Origin of the sequence: Kribbella orskensis, from assembly GCF_004342085.1 — a bacterium.
Taxonomy (GTDB): Bacteria; Actinomycetota; Actinomycetes; order Propionibacteriales; family Kribbellaceae; genus Kribbella; species Kribbella orskensis.
The window spans coordinates 165,639-181,985 of record NZ_SLWM01000016.1 but is presented as its reverse complement, the minus strand read 5'-3'; the positions used below and the strand labels follow the sequence as shown (position 1 = coordinate 181,985).

General features: G+C 68.2%; 14 protein-coding genes. 7 read left to right on the top strand and 7 right to left on the bottom strand.

Annotated features, from left to right (window positions below):
• Positions 1-819 precede the first annotated feature (819 nt).
• Together EV644_RS32125 and EV644_RS32120 are read right to left on the bottom strand one after the other, a co-directional pair.
• On the bottom strand, positions 820-2,205 hold the full coding sequence (locus EV644_RS32125; RefSeq protein WP_132193027.1) for an FAD-binding oxidoreductase: 1,386 nt from the start codon (positions 2,203-2,205) through the stop codon (positions 820-822).
• A 92-nt stretch (positions 2,206-2,297) separates the two neighbouring features.
• Entirely contained in the window at positions 2,298-3,662 is a 1,365-nt protein-coding gene (locus EV644_RS32120; protein WP_132193025.1) for an FAD-binding oxidoreductase, read from the bottom strand.
• A 184-nt stretch (positions 3,663-3,846) separates the two neighbouring features.
• On the opposite strand from EV644_RS32120, the gene EV644_RS32115 reads away from it, so the two are divergent.
• The 4 genes from EV644_RS32115 (at position 3,847) to EV644_RS32100 (ending at position 7,946) form a co-directional block, all read left to right on the top strand.
• The gene (locus EV644_RS32115; protein WP_158292979.1) at positions 3,847-4,521 is read left to right on the top strand and encodes a TetR/AcrR family transcriptional regulator; all 675 of its coding nucleotides are present in this window, start codon (positions 3,847-3,849) and stop codon (positions 4,519-4,521) included.
• 71 nt (positions 4,522-4,592) lie between these two features.
• Positions 4,593-5,195 carry a class I SAM-dependent methyltransferase gene (locus EV644_RS32110; protein ID WP_132193021.1) on the top strand — a complete coding sequence of 201 codons (603 nt, stop codon included), beginning with the start codon at positions 4,593-4,595 and terminating at the stop codon, positions 5,193-5,195.
• A 10-nt stretch (positions 5,196-5,205) separates the two neighbouring features.
• Complete coding sequence (locus EV644_RS32105; RefSeq protein ID WP_132193019.1) at positions 5,206-6,456, top strand: lactate racemase domain-containing protein; 1,251 nt, start codon at positions 5,206-5,208, stop codon at positions 6,454-6,456.
• Between the two features lie 32 nt (positions 6,457-6,488).
• Positions 6,489-7,946, top strand: a complete 1,458-nt coding sequence (locus EV644_RS32100; RefSeq protein ID WP_132193017.1) for a flavin-containing monooxygenase — start codon at positions 6,489-6,491, stop codon at positions 7,944-7,946.
• 601 nt (positions 7,947-8,547) lie between these two features.
• Here EV644_RS32100 and EV644_RS32095 read toward each other — a convergent pair.
• Both EV644_RS32095 and EV644_RS32090 read right to left on the bottom strand, forming a co-directional pair.
• The gene (locus EV644_RS32095) at positions 8,548-9,708 is read right to left on the bottom strand and encodes a helix-turn-helix domain-containing protein (RefSeq protein ID WP_132193015.1); all 1,161 of its coding nucleotides are present in this window, start codon (positions 9,706-9,708) and stop codon (positions 8,548-8,550) included.
• A 115-nt stretch (positions 9,709-9,823) separates the two neighbouring features.
• Complete coding sequence (locus EV644_RS32090; protein WP_241999059.1) at positions 9,824-11,197, bottom strand: cystathionine beta-synthase; 1,374 nt, start codon at positions 11,195-11,197, stop codon at positions 9,824-9,826.
• Between the two features lie 143 nt (positions 11,198-11,340).
• Between EV644_RS32090 and EV644_RS32085 the strand changes: the two genes are divergently transcribed.
• Together EV644_RS32085 and EV644_RS32080 are read left to right on the top strand one after the other, a co-directional pair.
• Complete coding sequence (locus EV644_RS32085; RefSeq protein ID WP_132193011.1) at positions 11,341-12,369, top strand: SGNH/GDSL hydrolase family protein; 1,029 nt, start codon at positions 11,341-11,343, stop codon at positions 12,367-12,369.
• A gap of 103 nt (positions 12,370-12,472) precedes the next feature.
• The gene (locus EV644_RS32080) at positions 12,473-12,703 is read left to right on the top strand and encodes a DUF4287 domain-containing protein (protein ID WP_132193009.1); all 231 of its coding nucleotides are present in this window, start codon (positions 12,473-12,475) and stop codon (positions 12,701-12,703) included.
• Between the two features lie 120 nt (positions 12,704-12,823).
• Here the strand turns inward: EV644_RS32080 and EV644_RS32075 are convergent, their stop codons facing one another.
• From EV644_RS32075 to EV644_RS32065, 3 genes are all read right to left on the bottom strand, one after another.
• The gene (locus EV644_RS32075) at positions 12,824-13,261 is read right to left on the bottom strand and encodes a VOC family protein (RefSeq protein ID WP_132193007.1); all 438 of its coding nucleotides are present in this window, start codon (positions 13,259-13,261) and stop codon (positions 12,824-12,826) included.
• A 141-nt stretch (positions 13,262-13,402) separates the two neighbouring features.
• Positions 13,403-14,242, bottom strand: coding sequence for a Bax inhibitor-1/YccA family protein (locus EV644_RS32070; RefSeq protein WP_132193005.1), 840 nt, complete (start codon positions 14,240-14,242; stop codon positions 13,403-13,405).
• Between the two features lie 317 nt (positions 14,243-14,559).
• Positions 14,560-15,327 (bottom strand): DUF4118 domain-containing protein, encoded by a 768-nt coding sequence (locus tag EV644_RS32065; RefSeq protein WP_241999058.1) that lies wholly within the window; start codon positions 15,325-15,327, stop codon positions 14,560-14,562.
• Between the two features lie 368 nt (positions 15,328-15,695).
• Between EV644_RS32065 and EV644_RS32060 the strand changes: the two genes are divergently transcribed.
• Entirely contained in the window at positions 15,696-16,211 is a 516-nt protein-coding gene (locus tag EV644_RS32060) for a DinB family protein (RefSeq protein ID WP_132193003.1), read from the top strand.
• The last annotated feature ends 136 nt before the right edge of the window (positions 16,212-16,347 follow it).

Below are 16,347 nucleotides of genomic sequence, written 5' to 3'. Positions count from 1 at the left end.
CCCAGGGTGCAGGCCCCGGCCCCAGGGCCCCAACACCCACAGCCCCACCAACACCCCTGACCTCCGCCAGCCAAAACCATTCCCCAACAGGCTCTGTAAGGCGCCACCGGCCGAACAGCCCGCCATCGGGAGGCCGACCACAGGCCCGGGCCCGACGGCTTGCGGTGCTGGGGACCGCGGACACCAAATGGGCCGCGACAGCCGGTGGCGGTGCGGTTGTGGGGACCTCGGACACCAAGTGGGGACCTGGGACAGGCCGTGTCGTGTCCGAGGCCCCGACTAGGTGCCCCAAGCCCCACCTTGTGCACCAGTTGAGCGTCCGGAGCGCCGAGATCTGCTCAAGCGGTGCACAAGGTGCTGGTTTCAGAGAGGCACCACTGCCCCCTCCGGCAAAAGAGATCCCCGAAGGTCCAGGCAAGCCAACTCCCCGAACGCCTCAGCAGAAGCTCCCTGGCCCTTGTCGCCACACCCCCCAGCGGCTCCGGGATAGCTGCGTCCTTCCCCTGGTCGGGCTGGTGTGGGTCAAGAGTCGGAACTTGTTCCGATCCCGAAGGGACGCCGAAGGCGCTCTTGACGCACACCAGCACGACTAGCACCATCACGCAGCCCGGTGACGCACCCCCTCCGCCTATGCCGGACGCGACCACATCACCCCAGCCGGTGGAAACCACATCAGCCGAAGTCGGCGGAACCACCTCAACCCAAGCCGGGCGCAACCACCCGCCGCATGCGCCGACGATTGCCAAGCACAACGAATCGACGTACTTCGTCGAGCACCAACCTGGCAATCGCCCGACCCGGCTGAAGATCCCCGATTCCCTAGGCGGGCTTGATGTTCTGGTTCAGGTGGAAGACGTTGCCCGGATCGAACTCGGCCTTGACCCTGGCCAGCCTGTCGTAGTGATCGCCGAACGCCGCCTTGACCCGCTCGGGTCCTTCGTCGCCGATGAAGTTGAGGTAGACGGAGCCCGTCGAGTACGGCTTGAGGTCAGCGCAGACGTTCCGCGCCCAGGCGATACCTCTCGCATCCTCGGCCGGATCAGCCCAGACGCCGTACGACTGGACCACCCACGGCGCTCGGCGGTGCGGCAGCGGCCACCGGTCGGCGTACCGGGCGACTGCCCCGCCCCAGGGGCACACCAACTGCTGGGAGGTCTCGGGTGACGGCATCTCGGGCGCCCGAGCGCTGAAGACGTCCACTGCCTCATCCGGCCAGGACTCGAGGTGCTCAGCCGACCAGTAGTTGCGCAGTCCGGGCGGGTCGTCGAGCGCTGACTGGATCTCGGCATACGACAGCTCGGCCAGCATCATGCCCTCCGGCGCGAGGTCGATCACCGGCGCCAGGGCCGACCGGAGTTGGGCCTCCGACCCGGTGTACGTCGCTGTCACCCCGACCGCGGGTCGTCCTTGCAGCCCGGGTGGGACGTAATCCCGGATCGGTGCGGCCGAGTAGAAGACGCTCCCGCCGAGTTCCTCGGGCGCTCCGCCCTCGAAGAGATCCCTGTAAGCCCGCATCACCGCCGGCCCGGCGTCGGCCGGCCAGAACAACCTCCCGAGCGCAGTACCGGGCAGCGGCCGCACCCTGAGGGTCAGGGCGGTCGCGACGCCGAAGTTGCCTCCGCCGCCGTGCAGCGCCCAGAACAGCTCCCGGTTCCTGGTGTCGTCGGCGATCACCAACTCACCGGTGGCAGTCACGAGCTCCACCGACACCAGGCTGTCGCAGGCCAGGCCGAACTTCCGCTCCAGCCAGCCGGAGCCACCGCCCAGCGTGAGACCGGCGACCCCCGTGGTCGAGACCCGGCCGCCGGTGGTCGCCAGCGCGTAAGGCCAACAGGCGCCGTCGAGATCGCCCCAGGTCGCACCACCACCGACCCGGACGATCCGGGCGTCCGGATCGAGCTGCACACTCCGCATCTTGCGCAGATCGATGACCAGCCCGCCGTCGCTCACCCCGGTCCCGGCGACGCTGTGGCCGGCCCCGCGGACCGCGATCTCGAGCCCTTCGGCCACCCCGAACCGGACCGCGGCGGCAACATCCGCCGCGGACTCGCACTGCGCGATCACCGCCGGCCGCTTGTCGATCATGGCGTTGAAGACGACCCGCGCCGCCTCGTACGCCGGATCGCCCGGCCACAGCACCACTCCCCCGAAGCCCTCCGGTCGCGCCCCGTGCGCCCGCAAGGGTCGCCAAACCGTGTCGGACATGGAACTTCCCCCTCGTGCCGCCGCTCCCCCAGTGACAGGCCGCATGCTGCCCTGCAACCCCTGCCCGGTCAACGCTTCGGGGGAAGTTCCGCTCAGGCCGGACGGATGTTCTGGTTCAGGTGGTACACGTTCCCCGGGTCGAACTCACTCTTGACCTGTGCCATCCGGTCGTAGTTCTCCTTGCCGAACCCGGCCACCACCCGATCGTGCCCCTCGTCGCCGATGAAGTTCAGGTAGACGGCACCCGTTGCCCACGGCTTCATGTCCGTGCACAGGTCGCGAGCCCAACGGATGCCGGCGGCATCGTCTGCCGCATCGCTCCACAACCCGAACGGATGGATCACCCAGTCGGCCTGGCGGTGCGGCAGCGGCCACTTGTCGGCGTCGCGCGCCACCGCGCCGCCCCAGGGCGCCACCAGTTGCTGGGACGGGGACGGATGCCGCATGTCCGCCGCGCGGTCGCAGAAGGCCTTCACCGCTTCGTCCGGGAACTCGCTCAGGTGCTCAGCGGACCAGTAGTTGCGGAACCCTGGTGGATCGTCGAGGGCCGACTGCGCGGCGGCGTACGGCATCTCGGCGACCATCTCTCCTTCCGGCGCGAGGGCGAACATCGGCGCGAATGCCTCGCGTGTCTCCGCCTCAGTTCCCGCGTAGAAGGCCGCCGCCCCTACCAGTCGCTCGCCCTGCAGGTGTTGCGGCACGAACTCCTCGGGCGGACCGGTCAGGTAGATCACCCCGCCGCCCAACTCTTCCGGCGCACCGGCGTCCATCAGGTCGCGGTACGCACGGATGACCTCGGGTCCGGACGCGGCCGGCCAGAACAGAATCGCGAGCGTCACCGCCGGCAACGGCCGCAGCCTGAACGTGAGCGCGGTCGCCACCCCGAAGTTGCCGCCGCCACCGTGCAGCGCCCAGAACAATTCGGTGTTCTGGTTCTCGTCCGCGATCACTGTCTCGCCCGCGGCGGTGACCAGTTCCACCGACACCAGGCTGTCGCAGGCCAGTCCGAACTTCCGTTCCAGCCAGCCCGAACCGCCACCGAGCGTGAGGCCGGCGACACCCGTGGTCGACACGCGACCGCCCGTGGTGGCCAGGTTGTACGGCTGACAGGCGCCGTCGAGATCTGCCCAGGTGGCCCCGCCTTCGACCCGGGCGATCCTGGCGTCCGGATCGACCTGGGCCTTCCTCAGCTTGCGCAGGTCGACGACGATGCCGCCGTCCGTCACCCCAGCGCCGGCGACGCTGTGGCCGCCGCCGCGGACGGCGATCTCCAACCCCTCCGCGACCCCGTAGCGCACCGCCGCCGCGACGTCGGCCGCGGATTCGCACTGCGCGATCATCCCGGGCCGTTTGTCGATCATCGAGTTGAACACGGTCCTGGCCTCGTCGTACGACGGATCGCCCGGACGCAGTACTCCCCCTGTGAACTCGGCAGGCCTTTGCATCGTGTCGGACATCGGGAACTCCCCCTTGAATAGACGTTCCCCAGTGGACAAGCCCGATGCTGCCCCTGATCCGGCGGACCGGTCAATGCTTTCCGCTTACCGCACGATCACGCGAATCCCTTGCCTACCAAGGGTTTTCACCCGATCACCGTTCGTCCGCCCTGACTTCTCGTCGCCGCCCTCTAGACTGCCCGACATGACAGGGTCGGCCCCGGAACGCCCGCTGACACCCTCGACCGATCGCCGCCGGTACGACGGCACCCGTCGGCAGGAGGGGGCCCGGCAGACCCGGCTGCGGATTCTCAGCGCGGCCGAGGACCTCTTCACCACCTCCGGCTACGCCGCCACCACCATCACCGAGATCGCCGCCGCCGCCACCGTCGCACCGCAGACCGTGTACTCCGCGTTCGGCACGAAGCGGGCGATCCTCAAGGAACTGGTCGACACCAGGATCGCCGGCAACGACGAGCCGGTCCCGGTGATCGAACAGCCTTTCGTACAACGGATCCAGGCCACACCGGACGTGCTGGAGAAGTTCAGGATCTTCGCCGAACACCTGCGCGAGGTCCACGAACGCACGGTCGACGTGCTCTCGGCCCTGCGCGCCGCGGCGGGCTCCGACCCGGACATCGCCGACCTCTGGCGGACCATGCTCGAGCAGCGCCGCTTCGGCCAGGGCCAGTTCGCACAACACCTCTTCGAGACGGGCCACCTCCGCACCGACCTCGACGTACCGGCGGTCGCGGACATCATCTCGACGCTGATGGACCACGAGCTCTACCGGATGCTGGTCCGCGACCACGGCTGGTCGCCGGCCGCCTGGGAAGCCTGGTTCGCCGACCTGCTCAGCCGCGACCTGCTGAAGCCTTGACCTGCTGAGGCCTTGACGACCGGCGCAATTTAGGAGGAGTCTCACTCTATCGAATGTAGGGGGACTCGCTCATGAACATGTGGAAGGTGCTCTACCTGGTCGGATTCACCCCATGGGAGCAGACCGGGGAACTCGGCGCGGCGCAGATCGGGCGGCTGCTGGCCCGCGAGGACGACAGCGGCGGCCCGGCGAAGAAGGCGCTCGATATCGGGTGCGGCCGGGGTGGTCACTCGATCGAACTGGCCCGGCGCGGCTGGCAGGTGACGGGGATCGACTTCGTGCCGCGAGCGATCAAGCAGGCACGCAAGCGGGCCGAGGCCGCCGGAGTCGACATCCGGTTCGAGGTCGGCGACGCGACCGAGCTGTCCGCGGTGGCGGGGACCGGCTACGGGCTCCTGATGGATCTCGGCTGCTTCCACAGCCTCACCCCGGACCAGCAGGCCGCCTACGCGCGACAGTCCGCTGTGGTCGCGGAGCCCGATGCGGCACTGCTGATGTTCACCTTCACCGGCGAGACCGGACGCGGCATGCCCAACGGCATCGATCCGGACAAGGTGGAACGGCTCTTCGCGGACTGGAAGCTCACCGAAACCGAACCGGCCGTCCTGCCGGACCGGCTTTCCAAGGTCACCGGCCAGTGGATGCGATTCCAGCGGCAACCGCTTGCCAGCTAGGGTTCGCGGTATGAGTGGCGTAGAGGTGCGGCCGGTCGCGGTACTCGGTGGCCCCGGGCAGGTGCTCGGCGAGGACGAGGTCACCGGGTTCATCCACGAGTCGCTGGCGGAGGCCGGGCTCGACGGGAAGAGCGTCTGCGTGATCGTGCCCGACGCGACCCGGAGTTGCCCGTTGCCGCTGCTGCTGACAGCGGTGCACGGTGCTCTGACCGGACGGGTCAGCCGGCTCACCATACTCGTTGCCCTGGGCACCCATGCGGAGATGACGCCGGCCCAGCTGACGGCCCACCTCGGCGGTTCGTACGGCGGGGTCACGGTGCTCAACCACGAATGGTGGAAGGAAGACACCTTCGTGGACCTCGGCACGATCAGCGCGGACCGGGTCGGCGAGATCTCCGGCGGCCTGCTGCACGAGGCGGTCGCCGTGAGGCTCAACCGCGCCGTGGTCGAGCACGACGTCGCCCTCGTCGTCGGCCCGGTATTCCCGCACGAGGTGGTCGGTTTCTCCGGCGGCAACAAGTACTTCTTCCCCGGAGTCGCCGGCCAGCAGGTCATCGACCTGTCCCACTGGCTCGGCGCCCTGATCACCAGCGCGGGCATCATCGGCACGCCGGGCAACACCCCCGTGCGCACGTTGATCGATGAGGCCGCTGCACTGATCCCGGCGGAGAAACTCGCGCTCAGCGTCGTCGCCCAGAGCGGCACGAACGCCCTGCACGCGGTGGCCTTCGGCGACACCATCTCCTCCTGGCAGGCGGCTTCCGCGGTCTCCGCCGAGACCCACATCCGTTACCTCGACCAACCGGTACGCCGGGTCGTCTCGCTGATGCCGTCCCGCTACCAGGACATCTGGACCGCGGCGAAAGGCTTCTACAAGGTCGAGCCGATCGTGGCCGACGGCGGCGAGGTCATTCTCTACGCGCCGCACGTGACCCAGTTGGCCGCGATGCACCCGGAGATCGAGCAGATCGGGTACCACTGCCGCGACTACTTCCTCGGCCAGTGGGACCAGTTCCGCGACGCCCATTGGGGAGTCCTCGCGCATTCCACCCATCTCCGTGGCGCCGGCACGTGGGACCCGGTCGAGGGTGAACGCTGCCGAGTCGACGTCACCCTGGCCACGGGCATCCCGGAGGACGTAGTACGCCGGGCCAACCTCGGCTGTCTGGATCCCGCGAGCTTCGACCTCACGCAGTACGAGAACGACCCGGAGACCCTGGTGCTGCCGAACGCCGGCGAGATCCTGCACCGGCTCCGCTGACATTGACGTGACCCGCCGGTAACCTTCCCCGCATGGGACAGACCGAGGTCGCGATCGTCGGGTCCGGGTTCGCCGGACTCTGCATGGGGATCAAGCTGCGGCAGGCGGGATGCGAGGACTTCGTCATCCTGGAGAAGGCCGACGAGCTCGGTGGCACCTGGCGGGACAACACCTACCCCGGCTGCGCCTGCGACGTCCCGTCCTACCTGTACTCGTTCTCGTTCGAGCAGAACCCGCGCTGGACCCGGATGTTCGCGCCCTGGGACGAGATCCTCGCCTACCTGAAGCACTGCGCGACGAAGTACGGCATCGCCGACAAGATCCGGTACGGCGCCGAGGTCACGGAGGCCGCGTACGACGAGACGACCGGCCGGTGGACCGTCACGATCAACGGCACCGAGACCCTCGACGCGCAGGCGCTCGTGGCGGGCGTGGGCAATCTGCACCAGCCCAAGTTCCCGGACCTCCCGGGGCTCGACTCGTTCACCGGCACGGCGTTCCACTCGTCGCAGTGGGACCACGACCACGACCTCACCGGCAGGCGCGTCGCGGTGATCGGCACGGGCGCTTCGGCGATCCAGTTCGTACCGCGGGTCGCCGAGCAGGCCGCGCAGCTCGACGTCTACCAGCGCACGGCTCCCTGGATCACGCCGAAGCCGGACCGGGCGATCGGCCCACGCGAGCGCGCCCTGCACGCGCGCTTCCCGGCGGGACAACGGGCGATCCGGGACGTCATCTTCTGGGGTCTGGAGGCTCGCGGTGTGGGCTTCGCCGGCACCCCCAAGCTGATGAAGGGCCTCGAACTACAGGCCAGGTGGCATCTCCGCAGGCAGGTCACCGATCCGGAGCTCCGGGCTCGTCTCACGCCGGACTACCAGGTCGGCTGCAAGCGGCTCCTCCAATCGAATGACTACTACCCGGCATTCGCGCGCGACAACGTCGACCTGGTCACCACCCCCATCTCCCGGGTGACGCCGACAGGCGTGGTCACCGCGGAAGGCGTCGAGCGCCCGGCCGACACGATCGTGCTCGGCACCGGGTTCGAGATCTCCGGCAACCTGACCCGGATGGGCGTCCTCGGCCGCGACGGCGTCGATCTCGGCGACGCCTGGAAGCGCAACGGCATCGGCGCCCACCTCGGGATCGCCGTCGCCGGATTCCCCAACCTGTTCCTGCTGGTCGGGCCGAACACCGCGCTCGGCCATTCCTCGATGGTATTCATGATCGAGGCCCAGGTCCGGTACGTGATGCAGGCCCTGGACCTGCTCAGGCGACGCAACGCGGCATCGGTCGAGGTACGCGAAGAGGCCCAGGAACGGTTCGTCCAGACCGTCCAGTCCGACCTCGACGACACCGTCTGGCAGTCCGGCTGCAACAGCTGGTACCTCGACGCGCAGGGCCGCAACTCCACCATCTGGCCCGACTTCACCGTCTCCTACTGGCGCCGCACCCGGCGCCTGGACCCCTCGGACTACGTCGTCGTCAGCTGACCCCTGGCCCCGGCCGGGGTTCTCCCGGAGTACTACGGGAGGAGGCGGCCGGGTCGGGGTACGACTATGGGTGGAGACGAAGACTGGTCCAAAGGCCGACGATTTCCGCTGCTCGGCGACGGATCCTTGAAGCATGAGCCTCCTCCAGATCCTGAGCACAGTCGTCATCGTCGGCGGTGTCCTGATCACCGCCCTGATCGCCATCATCCCCACCGTCGTCGACCGCTGACACCACCGATCGACCGCTGATCCCACCGTCGACCGCTCGAGCGCACCACCGATCGGCTCGAGCGCGGCCGGATGATGCCGACGCCCGGCGGACCCACCCGGGTCCGCCGGGCGTGCTGCATTCTCGTGGTCCCTGCACGGCGTTGCCCCAGGCAACGGAAGTATGAGCTGCGGGCGCGCTGCTGCTACCGCGGGACGAGCGCAAGACCGGCCCGGAGACCGATGGCCGGCAGGCCTTCCCGAAGCACTCTTGAAGTATGGAAATCCTTCAGATCCTCGGAACAGCAGCGATCGTCCTCGGCATCCTCGTCACGATCCTGATCGCCATCATCCCGACCGTCGTCGACCGCTGACCTCCTGGTACTGCGCAGCGTCATAGGCCGTGCAGGGTCGCCTCGAACTCGGCCACCAGACCCTCGCCGGGGTACCGGCGACGCAGCTCCTGTTCCAGCTCCCCGCCGACCATCTGCAGATGCGGCTTGCTCTGCCGATCGCCCTCGAGCCCGCTCCTGCCCAGCTCGACGGCCTGCTCCAGATCACCCCGTCGGCCCGCGACGATGCCAAGGGTGATCCGGCATTCAGACACCCTCATCGGACTCAGCTCCACCCCATCCGGCGTGATGTTGTCCCGGATCACGGTGCGCGCGTACTGAGTCGCCTGCTCGTCGTCTCCGGCGATCCGGTGAACGTCCATCGCGTAGTAGTCCCACTTGGCCGGGTCGACCTTGAAGTGGTTGTCGGGACGGCCGGGGTACGGCAGTTGTTCGAGCATCTCTTTGCCGCTCTCGAGCAGCGAGTGGAGACCGGACTCACCGAGTCGAGCCTTCGCCTTCGCCTCCTGCGCGATCAGCTGGACGTGCACGCTGCTGGTCTGCGCGACAGCCCGACCCTTCTGAGCCGCCTCGACGGCCTGGCCGAAGCGGCCCTGCGTGAGGGCGAACCATGCCGTCATCTCATGCCCCCAGCCGGCGATCTCCGGGTGACCGGCCTCGAGCCCGAGCTGCATCGCCGCAGTCCGGGTGGACTCGGCCGCGGTGCGCATGCCCAGGTCGTACTCCACACAACCGGCAAGCAGGGCAAGCCAGCCACCAGCAACGAGCAGTTCAGAGTGTGCCCGCAGGCCAACCGGCCGACGGAGCAATCCGGCGACGTGCTGAAGCCAGCCCTGTGCCTCCTGGCGAAGCTCCAGTGCGTCACGGTGGCTGTACTGGCAGCAGAGCTCCTCGATCGTCGAGTGGAGGCTCTCCAGCGTGCTCTTGGTCGTGTCGCTGGCCTGCATCCGCTGAACCAACTCAGCCGTCTGCCAAGGAGTCCGGTCCAGCTTCGAGACTGTGTCACCGCGCGCTGCCGCGATCAGCTCACCTTTGGCCCGCAACGCCTCGTCACACGACCGCGCCAGCTCCTCAGTCGGGGCCTTCCGCCCGTTCTCCAGGTTGGACAGGTAAGACCGGCTGTAGTGGGTCTCACGCGCCAGGTCAGCAAGCGACCAACCACGGTGATCGCGATACTCCCTCAACCGGCTCCCGAAGCTCACACAACCAGTGTTACCCACGGTGCTGTACCCCTCGCATTCTGAACCAGAGGGGTAACCCGTGGACCGCGTGGGTGGATCAGCCGTACGCCGGACCACCCCGGCGGGTTGGGAACCGTCAGCCGACGGACAGATGACCGAGCAGGTCCTGACGAGTGAGAACGCCGACCGGCTTGCCATCGTCGAGGACCATCAGGGCGTCCTTGCCCTCCAGCAGTTCGACTGCCTTCGTCACGGACTCGCCCGCGCCGAGGGACGGCAGGGCCGGGTCCATGTGCAGCTCGACCATGTCGGCCAGCCGGGCCTGGCCGGAGTACAGGGCGTCCATCAGGGTCCGCTCGGACACCGAACCGGCTACCTCGGCCGCCATCACTGGCGGTTCGGCCCGGACCACCGGCATCTGGGATACGCCGTACTCGCGCAGGATCTCGATCGCCTCGGCGATCGTCTCGTGCGGGTGCGTGTGTACCAGCGGCGGCATGCTGCCGTCCTTGCCGGCCAGCACCTCGCCCAACGTCGTCCCCTGCCGAGCGTGCGCGAGGAACCCGTACTGCGCGAGCCAGTCGTCGTTGAACACCTTCGTCAGGTAGCCGCGGCCACCGTCCGGCAGCAGTACGACGATGACGGCGTCCGGGTCGTCGAGCTCATGCGCGAGCTTGATCGCGGCAGCCGCGGCCATTCCCGCGGATCCGCCGACGAGCATCGCCTCCTCGCGGGCCAGCCGCCGGGTGACCGCGAACGAGTCCGCGTCGGAGATCTCGATGATCCGGTCGCAGATGGTCTTGTCGTAGGTCTCCGGCCAGAAGTCCTCACCGACACCCTCGACGAGGTACGGCCGGCCAGTGCCCCCGGAGTACACGGAACCCTCGGGGTCCGCACCGATGATCTGCACGCGGCCGCCGGAGACCTCCTTGAGGTACTTGCCGGTACCGCTGATCGTGCCGCCGGTCCCGACACCCGCGACGAAGTGAGTGATCCTGCCCTCGGTCTGCTCCCAGAGCTCCGGGCCGGTGGTCTCGTAGTGCGACAGCGGGTTGTTCTGGTTCGCGTACTGGTTCGGCTTCCAGGCGCCGTCGATGTCGCGGACCAGCCGGTCGGAGACGTTGTAATACGAGTCCGGGTGCTCCGGCGCGACCGCCGTCGGGCAGACGACCACCTCGGCGCCGTACGCCTTGAGCACGTTGCGCTTGTCCTCGCTCACCTTGTCCGGGCAGACGAAGACGCACTTGTAGCCCTTGGCCTGGGCGACCATCGCCAGCCCGACGCCGGTGTTGCCGGAGGTCGGCTCGACGATGGTGCCGCCGGGCTTGAGCTCGCCGGAGGCCTCGGCGGCCTCGACCATCCGGACCGCGATCCGGTCCTTCACTGAGCCGCCGGGGTTCAGGTACTCGACCTTGGCGAGCACCAGCGGTTTCGCGCCGTCGGTGGTCTTCGAGAGCCGCACCAGCGGGGTGTTGCCGATCAGGTCCAGGAGTGAGTTCACGTAGCGCACGCATCTCACTGTATGGGACATGCGCCTCCACAGCGCCATCGCCGTCACCATCCCCGTCGACGCGGCGGCAGGAGTAACGAGTCACGCAGCGCGTCGGTCCCTATTTCGCTTGCGCCAGCGTCACAGCGTGTAATCCTGGTCCTATGACAAAAGCCCGGGCCGCCAAGAAGCTGGCCCAGGCCGCAGCCTTCGGTGGCGGGGGACTCGGACTGATCGGAGCGACGCTGTACGGCGTACTGACCGCGGAAGCGCGGTACGCCAGGCACGTCATCGGTCCGATGAAGGCTCACCCGGCCAAGGGCGACGGTCTGTATGGCCGGTACCCAGGTCACCCGATCACGCTCGCGATGATCGGGGACTCCAGCGCAGCCGGATACGGCACTTCCTCACCCGACGAGACTCCCGGCGTACTGCTCGCCTGCGGTCTCGCCGAGCTGGCGAAGCGCCCGGTCCGGCTGGTCGACGTGTCGCGGACGGGGGCGAAGTCCAACGATCTGGCCGGCCAGGTCGACACCGCGCTGCTCGCCGGCCCGCATGTGGCCGCGATCCTGATCGGCGTCAACGACGTCAAGTCGCAGATGCCGCCGTCGACCTCAGTCCGGCTGCTCGACGGCGCGGTCCGCCGGTTGCGGGCCGCGAACTGCGAGGTCGTGGTCGGCACCTGCCCGGACCTCGGCGTGGTCCGCCCGATCATGCCGCCGCTGCGCCAGGTGGCCAGGTCGTGGAGCCAGCGGCTCGCCGCCGCCCAGACGATCAGTGTGGTCGAGGCCGGGGGCCGCACGGTGTCGATGGGCTCGCTGCTGAGCGAGGCGTTCCGGACCAACCCGTCGATGTGGGGCCCGGACAACTTCCACCCGTCCGTGACCGGGTACGCCGCTGCCGCGGCCGCGCTGCTGCCCTCGGTCGCCGCCGCCGTCGGGGTCGGCCCGGAGTCGTTCGTGCACCCCGAGTCGTTTCGTGGCGAGGCCGTCCTGCCGATCGCCGAGGCTGCCGTCCAGGCTGCCCGAACGGCCGGTACGGAGGTGGCCGCCGCCAAGGTCGCCGGCAACGACCGCGGCCCGCGCGGACGCTGGGCCCAACTGCGGCACCGTCGCCGGCACCCGAAGGCCGACGTCGACCGGGTCGAGGAAGAGTTCGCGAGCCCGGCGGACGCAGTACCTGTTGGGAAATAGCGCGTCCGCTGAGCGAGGACTTTCATACCGAAGGTCTTGATTTGCCTCGATGTCCTGGTGCACAGTCGATAACTACGTGGTACCCCGATGACGGGAGGCGAAGATGGGCTTGAACCACTCCGAGGAGACGCACCAACGTCTGGTGCAGAAGGTGCCCGAGTGCACCGGACGCGAGATGACAGAGTGGTTCAGGTTGATGAACGACGGACCGTCGTTCCTGCGCTTCGATGAGCGGGTGAGATGGCTATTGACCGAGTACGCCCTCGCTCACGGGCACGCCACAGCCATCGTCCATGAATACGACCTGGTCAGAGCGCACAGGCGAATGGGCTGACGAGCCGAACAGGAGTCTGAATTCAGCCGAAGACCTGCCCTTTCAGGTGGAGGGGCAGGTCTTCGTTGCCGTCAGCACCTTCTTGCTCCGAACCTCGCGGCAATCTGCCTGGTGCCGGCGTCAGACCACGCAGAAGTCGTTCCCTTCCGGGTCGGCCATCCAGAAGTGGTCGAGTGAGCCGTTCTGCTCGACCTCGCCCATTACCGTCGCCCCCGCGGCGACCAGCCGCTCGACCTCTCCCCTGATCCGGCTGTCCCTCAACTCCTGGGGCTGAGCACGACCACCGCTCACCTGGAGATCCAGGTGCAGCCGATTCTTCGTCGTCCGCGGTTCGGGCACCTTCAGGAACGAGATCGACGGCAGCCTGCCGTCCGGATCGGACACGCTGGCCCCGTCGTTCCACTCCTCCTCGGGCACCCCCTGCGCCACCAGCCACGACTCCCAGGTGTCCCAGCCCTCCGGCGGATCAGCCTCCACGTAGCCCAGCGCAGTACACCAGAACCGCGCCACCAGCGCCGGGTCAGCACAGTCGATCGTCATCGTCCACCTGGTCGTCATGCGCCAACTCTGGCAAGGCCCACCGACAGTTCCCGGCCGGCGGTTCCTGGGCACTGCGGTTCCAGGGCATGCGAAAGGCCCGGCTCCTCCACCTGAAGGAACCGGGCCTCTCAAGTCAGCTAGCCGATGCTAGTCGGCCGGTCAGTCGCCACCGCGCAGGATCGCCAGGATCCGCAGCAGGTTCCAGTACAGCCAGACCAGCGTGACGGTCAGGCCGAACGCGGCCCGCCAGGCCTCGTTCTGCGGGGCTCCGGCGCGCACACCCTGCTCGACCATGTCGAAGTCGAGGATCAGGTTGAACACGGCCAGGCCGGCGCCGAGCGCGGCGAACAGCAGACCCATCGCGCCGAACCCGCCGATGCCGGTGTTGACGCCGAACAGGCTGGCGATGAAGTTGATCAGGAGCACGCCGGCGAAGCCCATCGTGCCGATGATCACCATCTTGGTGAACCGCGGTGTCACCTTGATCGCGAAGTACTTGTACGTCGCGAGCGTCAGGCCGGCGGTCACCATCGTGGCCAGGATCGCCTGGACGATGACGCCCGGGTCACCGACCCAGTTGGCGATGAACTTGCTGCCGATCCCGAGGAACACGCCCTCGGCGAGGGCGTACACCATCAGCAGCGCGGGGTTGATCTTGCGCGAGAACGACAGCACCATCGCGATCGCGAACGCCAGCAGCGCGCCGGCCAGGAACACCGGCGTCACCAGGTTGTCGGGCGTCGTGAACCACGCGACGAAGGCCGCCGCGACGACGACACCCAGCGTGATCGAGGTCTTGACGATGACGTCGTCCAACGTCATGGGACGGCTGGCTGCGGGCGCCCCCTGGTACTGCTGGGGCGGCATACCGGGCCCGCCGTACTGGCCGGGCTGACCGTAAGGACCCGGCTGACCGTACGGAGCGGCCCCGGGATAGGCCTGGCCTTGGCCAGGCGCAAATGCACTCGACCGGTTCAGGACCGGGTTACTGCTCTGCATGTCATCCTCCTGATGACCCACTGTCGACCCGCTGTGGGTCGTATCGCGATACTACGGGCCCACCCTTAACAACGCCTGAGGAACACGTACGTGTTCCCCGACCAGAACCCACAGGTTGCAAAACGCAACCAGCTCAAGCCTCTGCGCCCTCCTTGGCCGGCCAGCGCAGCCGCTCCGGGGCGTTCGGCGGTGCGCCGTGGCGCCAGGGTGCTGCACGTTGTTGCAGGACCGGACCCGGCACGGCGTCGTACCTGTATGGGCAAGTACGACGCCGGGACCGGTGGCCACCCAGGATGTGGTTCTTCCCGCAGGCCAGTTCAGGGGTGATTCAGCGGAGAGTCCTGCGACGCGAGCGCAGCGCCGACCTGGTCGGCCAGGGCGACCGCGACCAGGCGCTGCTCGAGATCCGGCCGGGCGATCCGGCTCGCCGCCGTCAGCAGGAACCGGCCGCGGACGACACCGGCATGCTGCACGACCAGCTCGATCTCCGAGTCCGTCGGCAACCCGTCGCGCTCGACCTTGTACTCGTGCTCGCCGCGGGTCACCGACCCGTCCGAGTTCAACTGCGGCTCCTGCGTCCGCTTGCCGCCGGCAACGAACTTGCACCCGTCGATACCCAGTACTGCGGTCAGGTCCGTGCGCACCTGGTTGATCACGTCATCGGTGGAACCGCCGCGCGCGACCGCCTGCGAGGTGGTCATCACGCCGGCCAGGTAGCCGGTCTGGCGGCTGGCCCGGGCTTGTTGCCGCCGGCCCCAGAGCGCGATCTCCGTGACCGCGGCACCGATCACGACCAGCAGGATGGTGGTCTCGATGTCTTCCCGGTTCGCGATGGTGAGCCGGTTGTACGGCACCGTCAGGAAGAAGTCGAACCAGACCGCGCTCGACACGGCCGCGACCACGCCCGCCGGCCGGATCCCGAAGGAGGCCACGGCAACGATCACGAGTACCAGCACCAAGGCCGCGTTCGCATTGTCAAAGCTGTGCCGCAGGGGCACCAGCGCCGCGCACACCGCCAACGGCACCAGAACCGCCGCGGTCAGCACCTGATTGCGGTAACTCTCCACTCCTCCATTGACGCTCACCCCGGCAGAACAATCAACGCTTCTCACCAGACTCTGACAGAGTTCACCTCTTGTCTCACAGCTCTTCGGCTCCCTCCTGGGAGCTCCTGAGCCGACTCTTCAGGTCCGCGCCACCGATTGAGCCGGCCGCCGCCGTCGGCGGGCCCGAAGCACCAGCACGCAAGCGACTACCGACGCCCCAGCGGGAACCAGAGTCCTGAAGTCGAGCGACTCGACCACCGACCCCGACCACCACCGACCGTCGTCGGCGACCACCAAGTTCTGTTCCGGATCCAGGGGATCGACGACCAGTTCAACCTTCTCCCCGATCAGCCAGCCTGCGCCCGATTGCGATAGCAACTGCACCAGATCGCGGCTAGCTTTTCCCCATGTCGTCCGAGCAGGTACAAGCCGTGGAGCGCGTCCGCCCGCCCGAGGCCGCCGATGAGCGGGCCACCTTGAGCGGGATGCTCGATTTTCTGCGGGACACCGTAGTGAACAAGGTGGCCGGCCTCAGCGACGCGCAGGCGTTCGGCCGTCCGGTCGCGCCGTCCGCCCTGACTCCCGCGGGGCTCGTCAAACACCTCACGGGCGTCGAGCGCTTCTGGTTCGCCATCGACTTCGCCGCCACCGATGCCGAGTGGCCCTGGACCGACGAGAACCCGCACGGCAACTTCCCCATCGCCCCCGGCGACACCCTCGCCTCCCTGGTCGCCGACTACCAGGCCGAGTGCGCCCGCTCCCGCGCCATCACCGCGGCCGCCTCCTTCGACGACCTGGCTCGCGGGGAGGACATGGCCTTCAACCTCCGCTACGCCATCACCCACCTGATCGAGGAAACCGCGCGCCACCTGGGCCACCTGGACCTCCTCCGAGAAGCCACCGACGGCACAGTCGGCGAATGAGCGACCGCAGAGACTCCACACACCCTTGATCTGGTCCGACACCATCACCCCCCAGGCTGCCTGGATCCATCAGCAGGTCCAGTCCGACCTCACCGCCGCGGGGATACCCGGCGAACCTTTTTCTCCCGCCTGACCA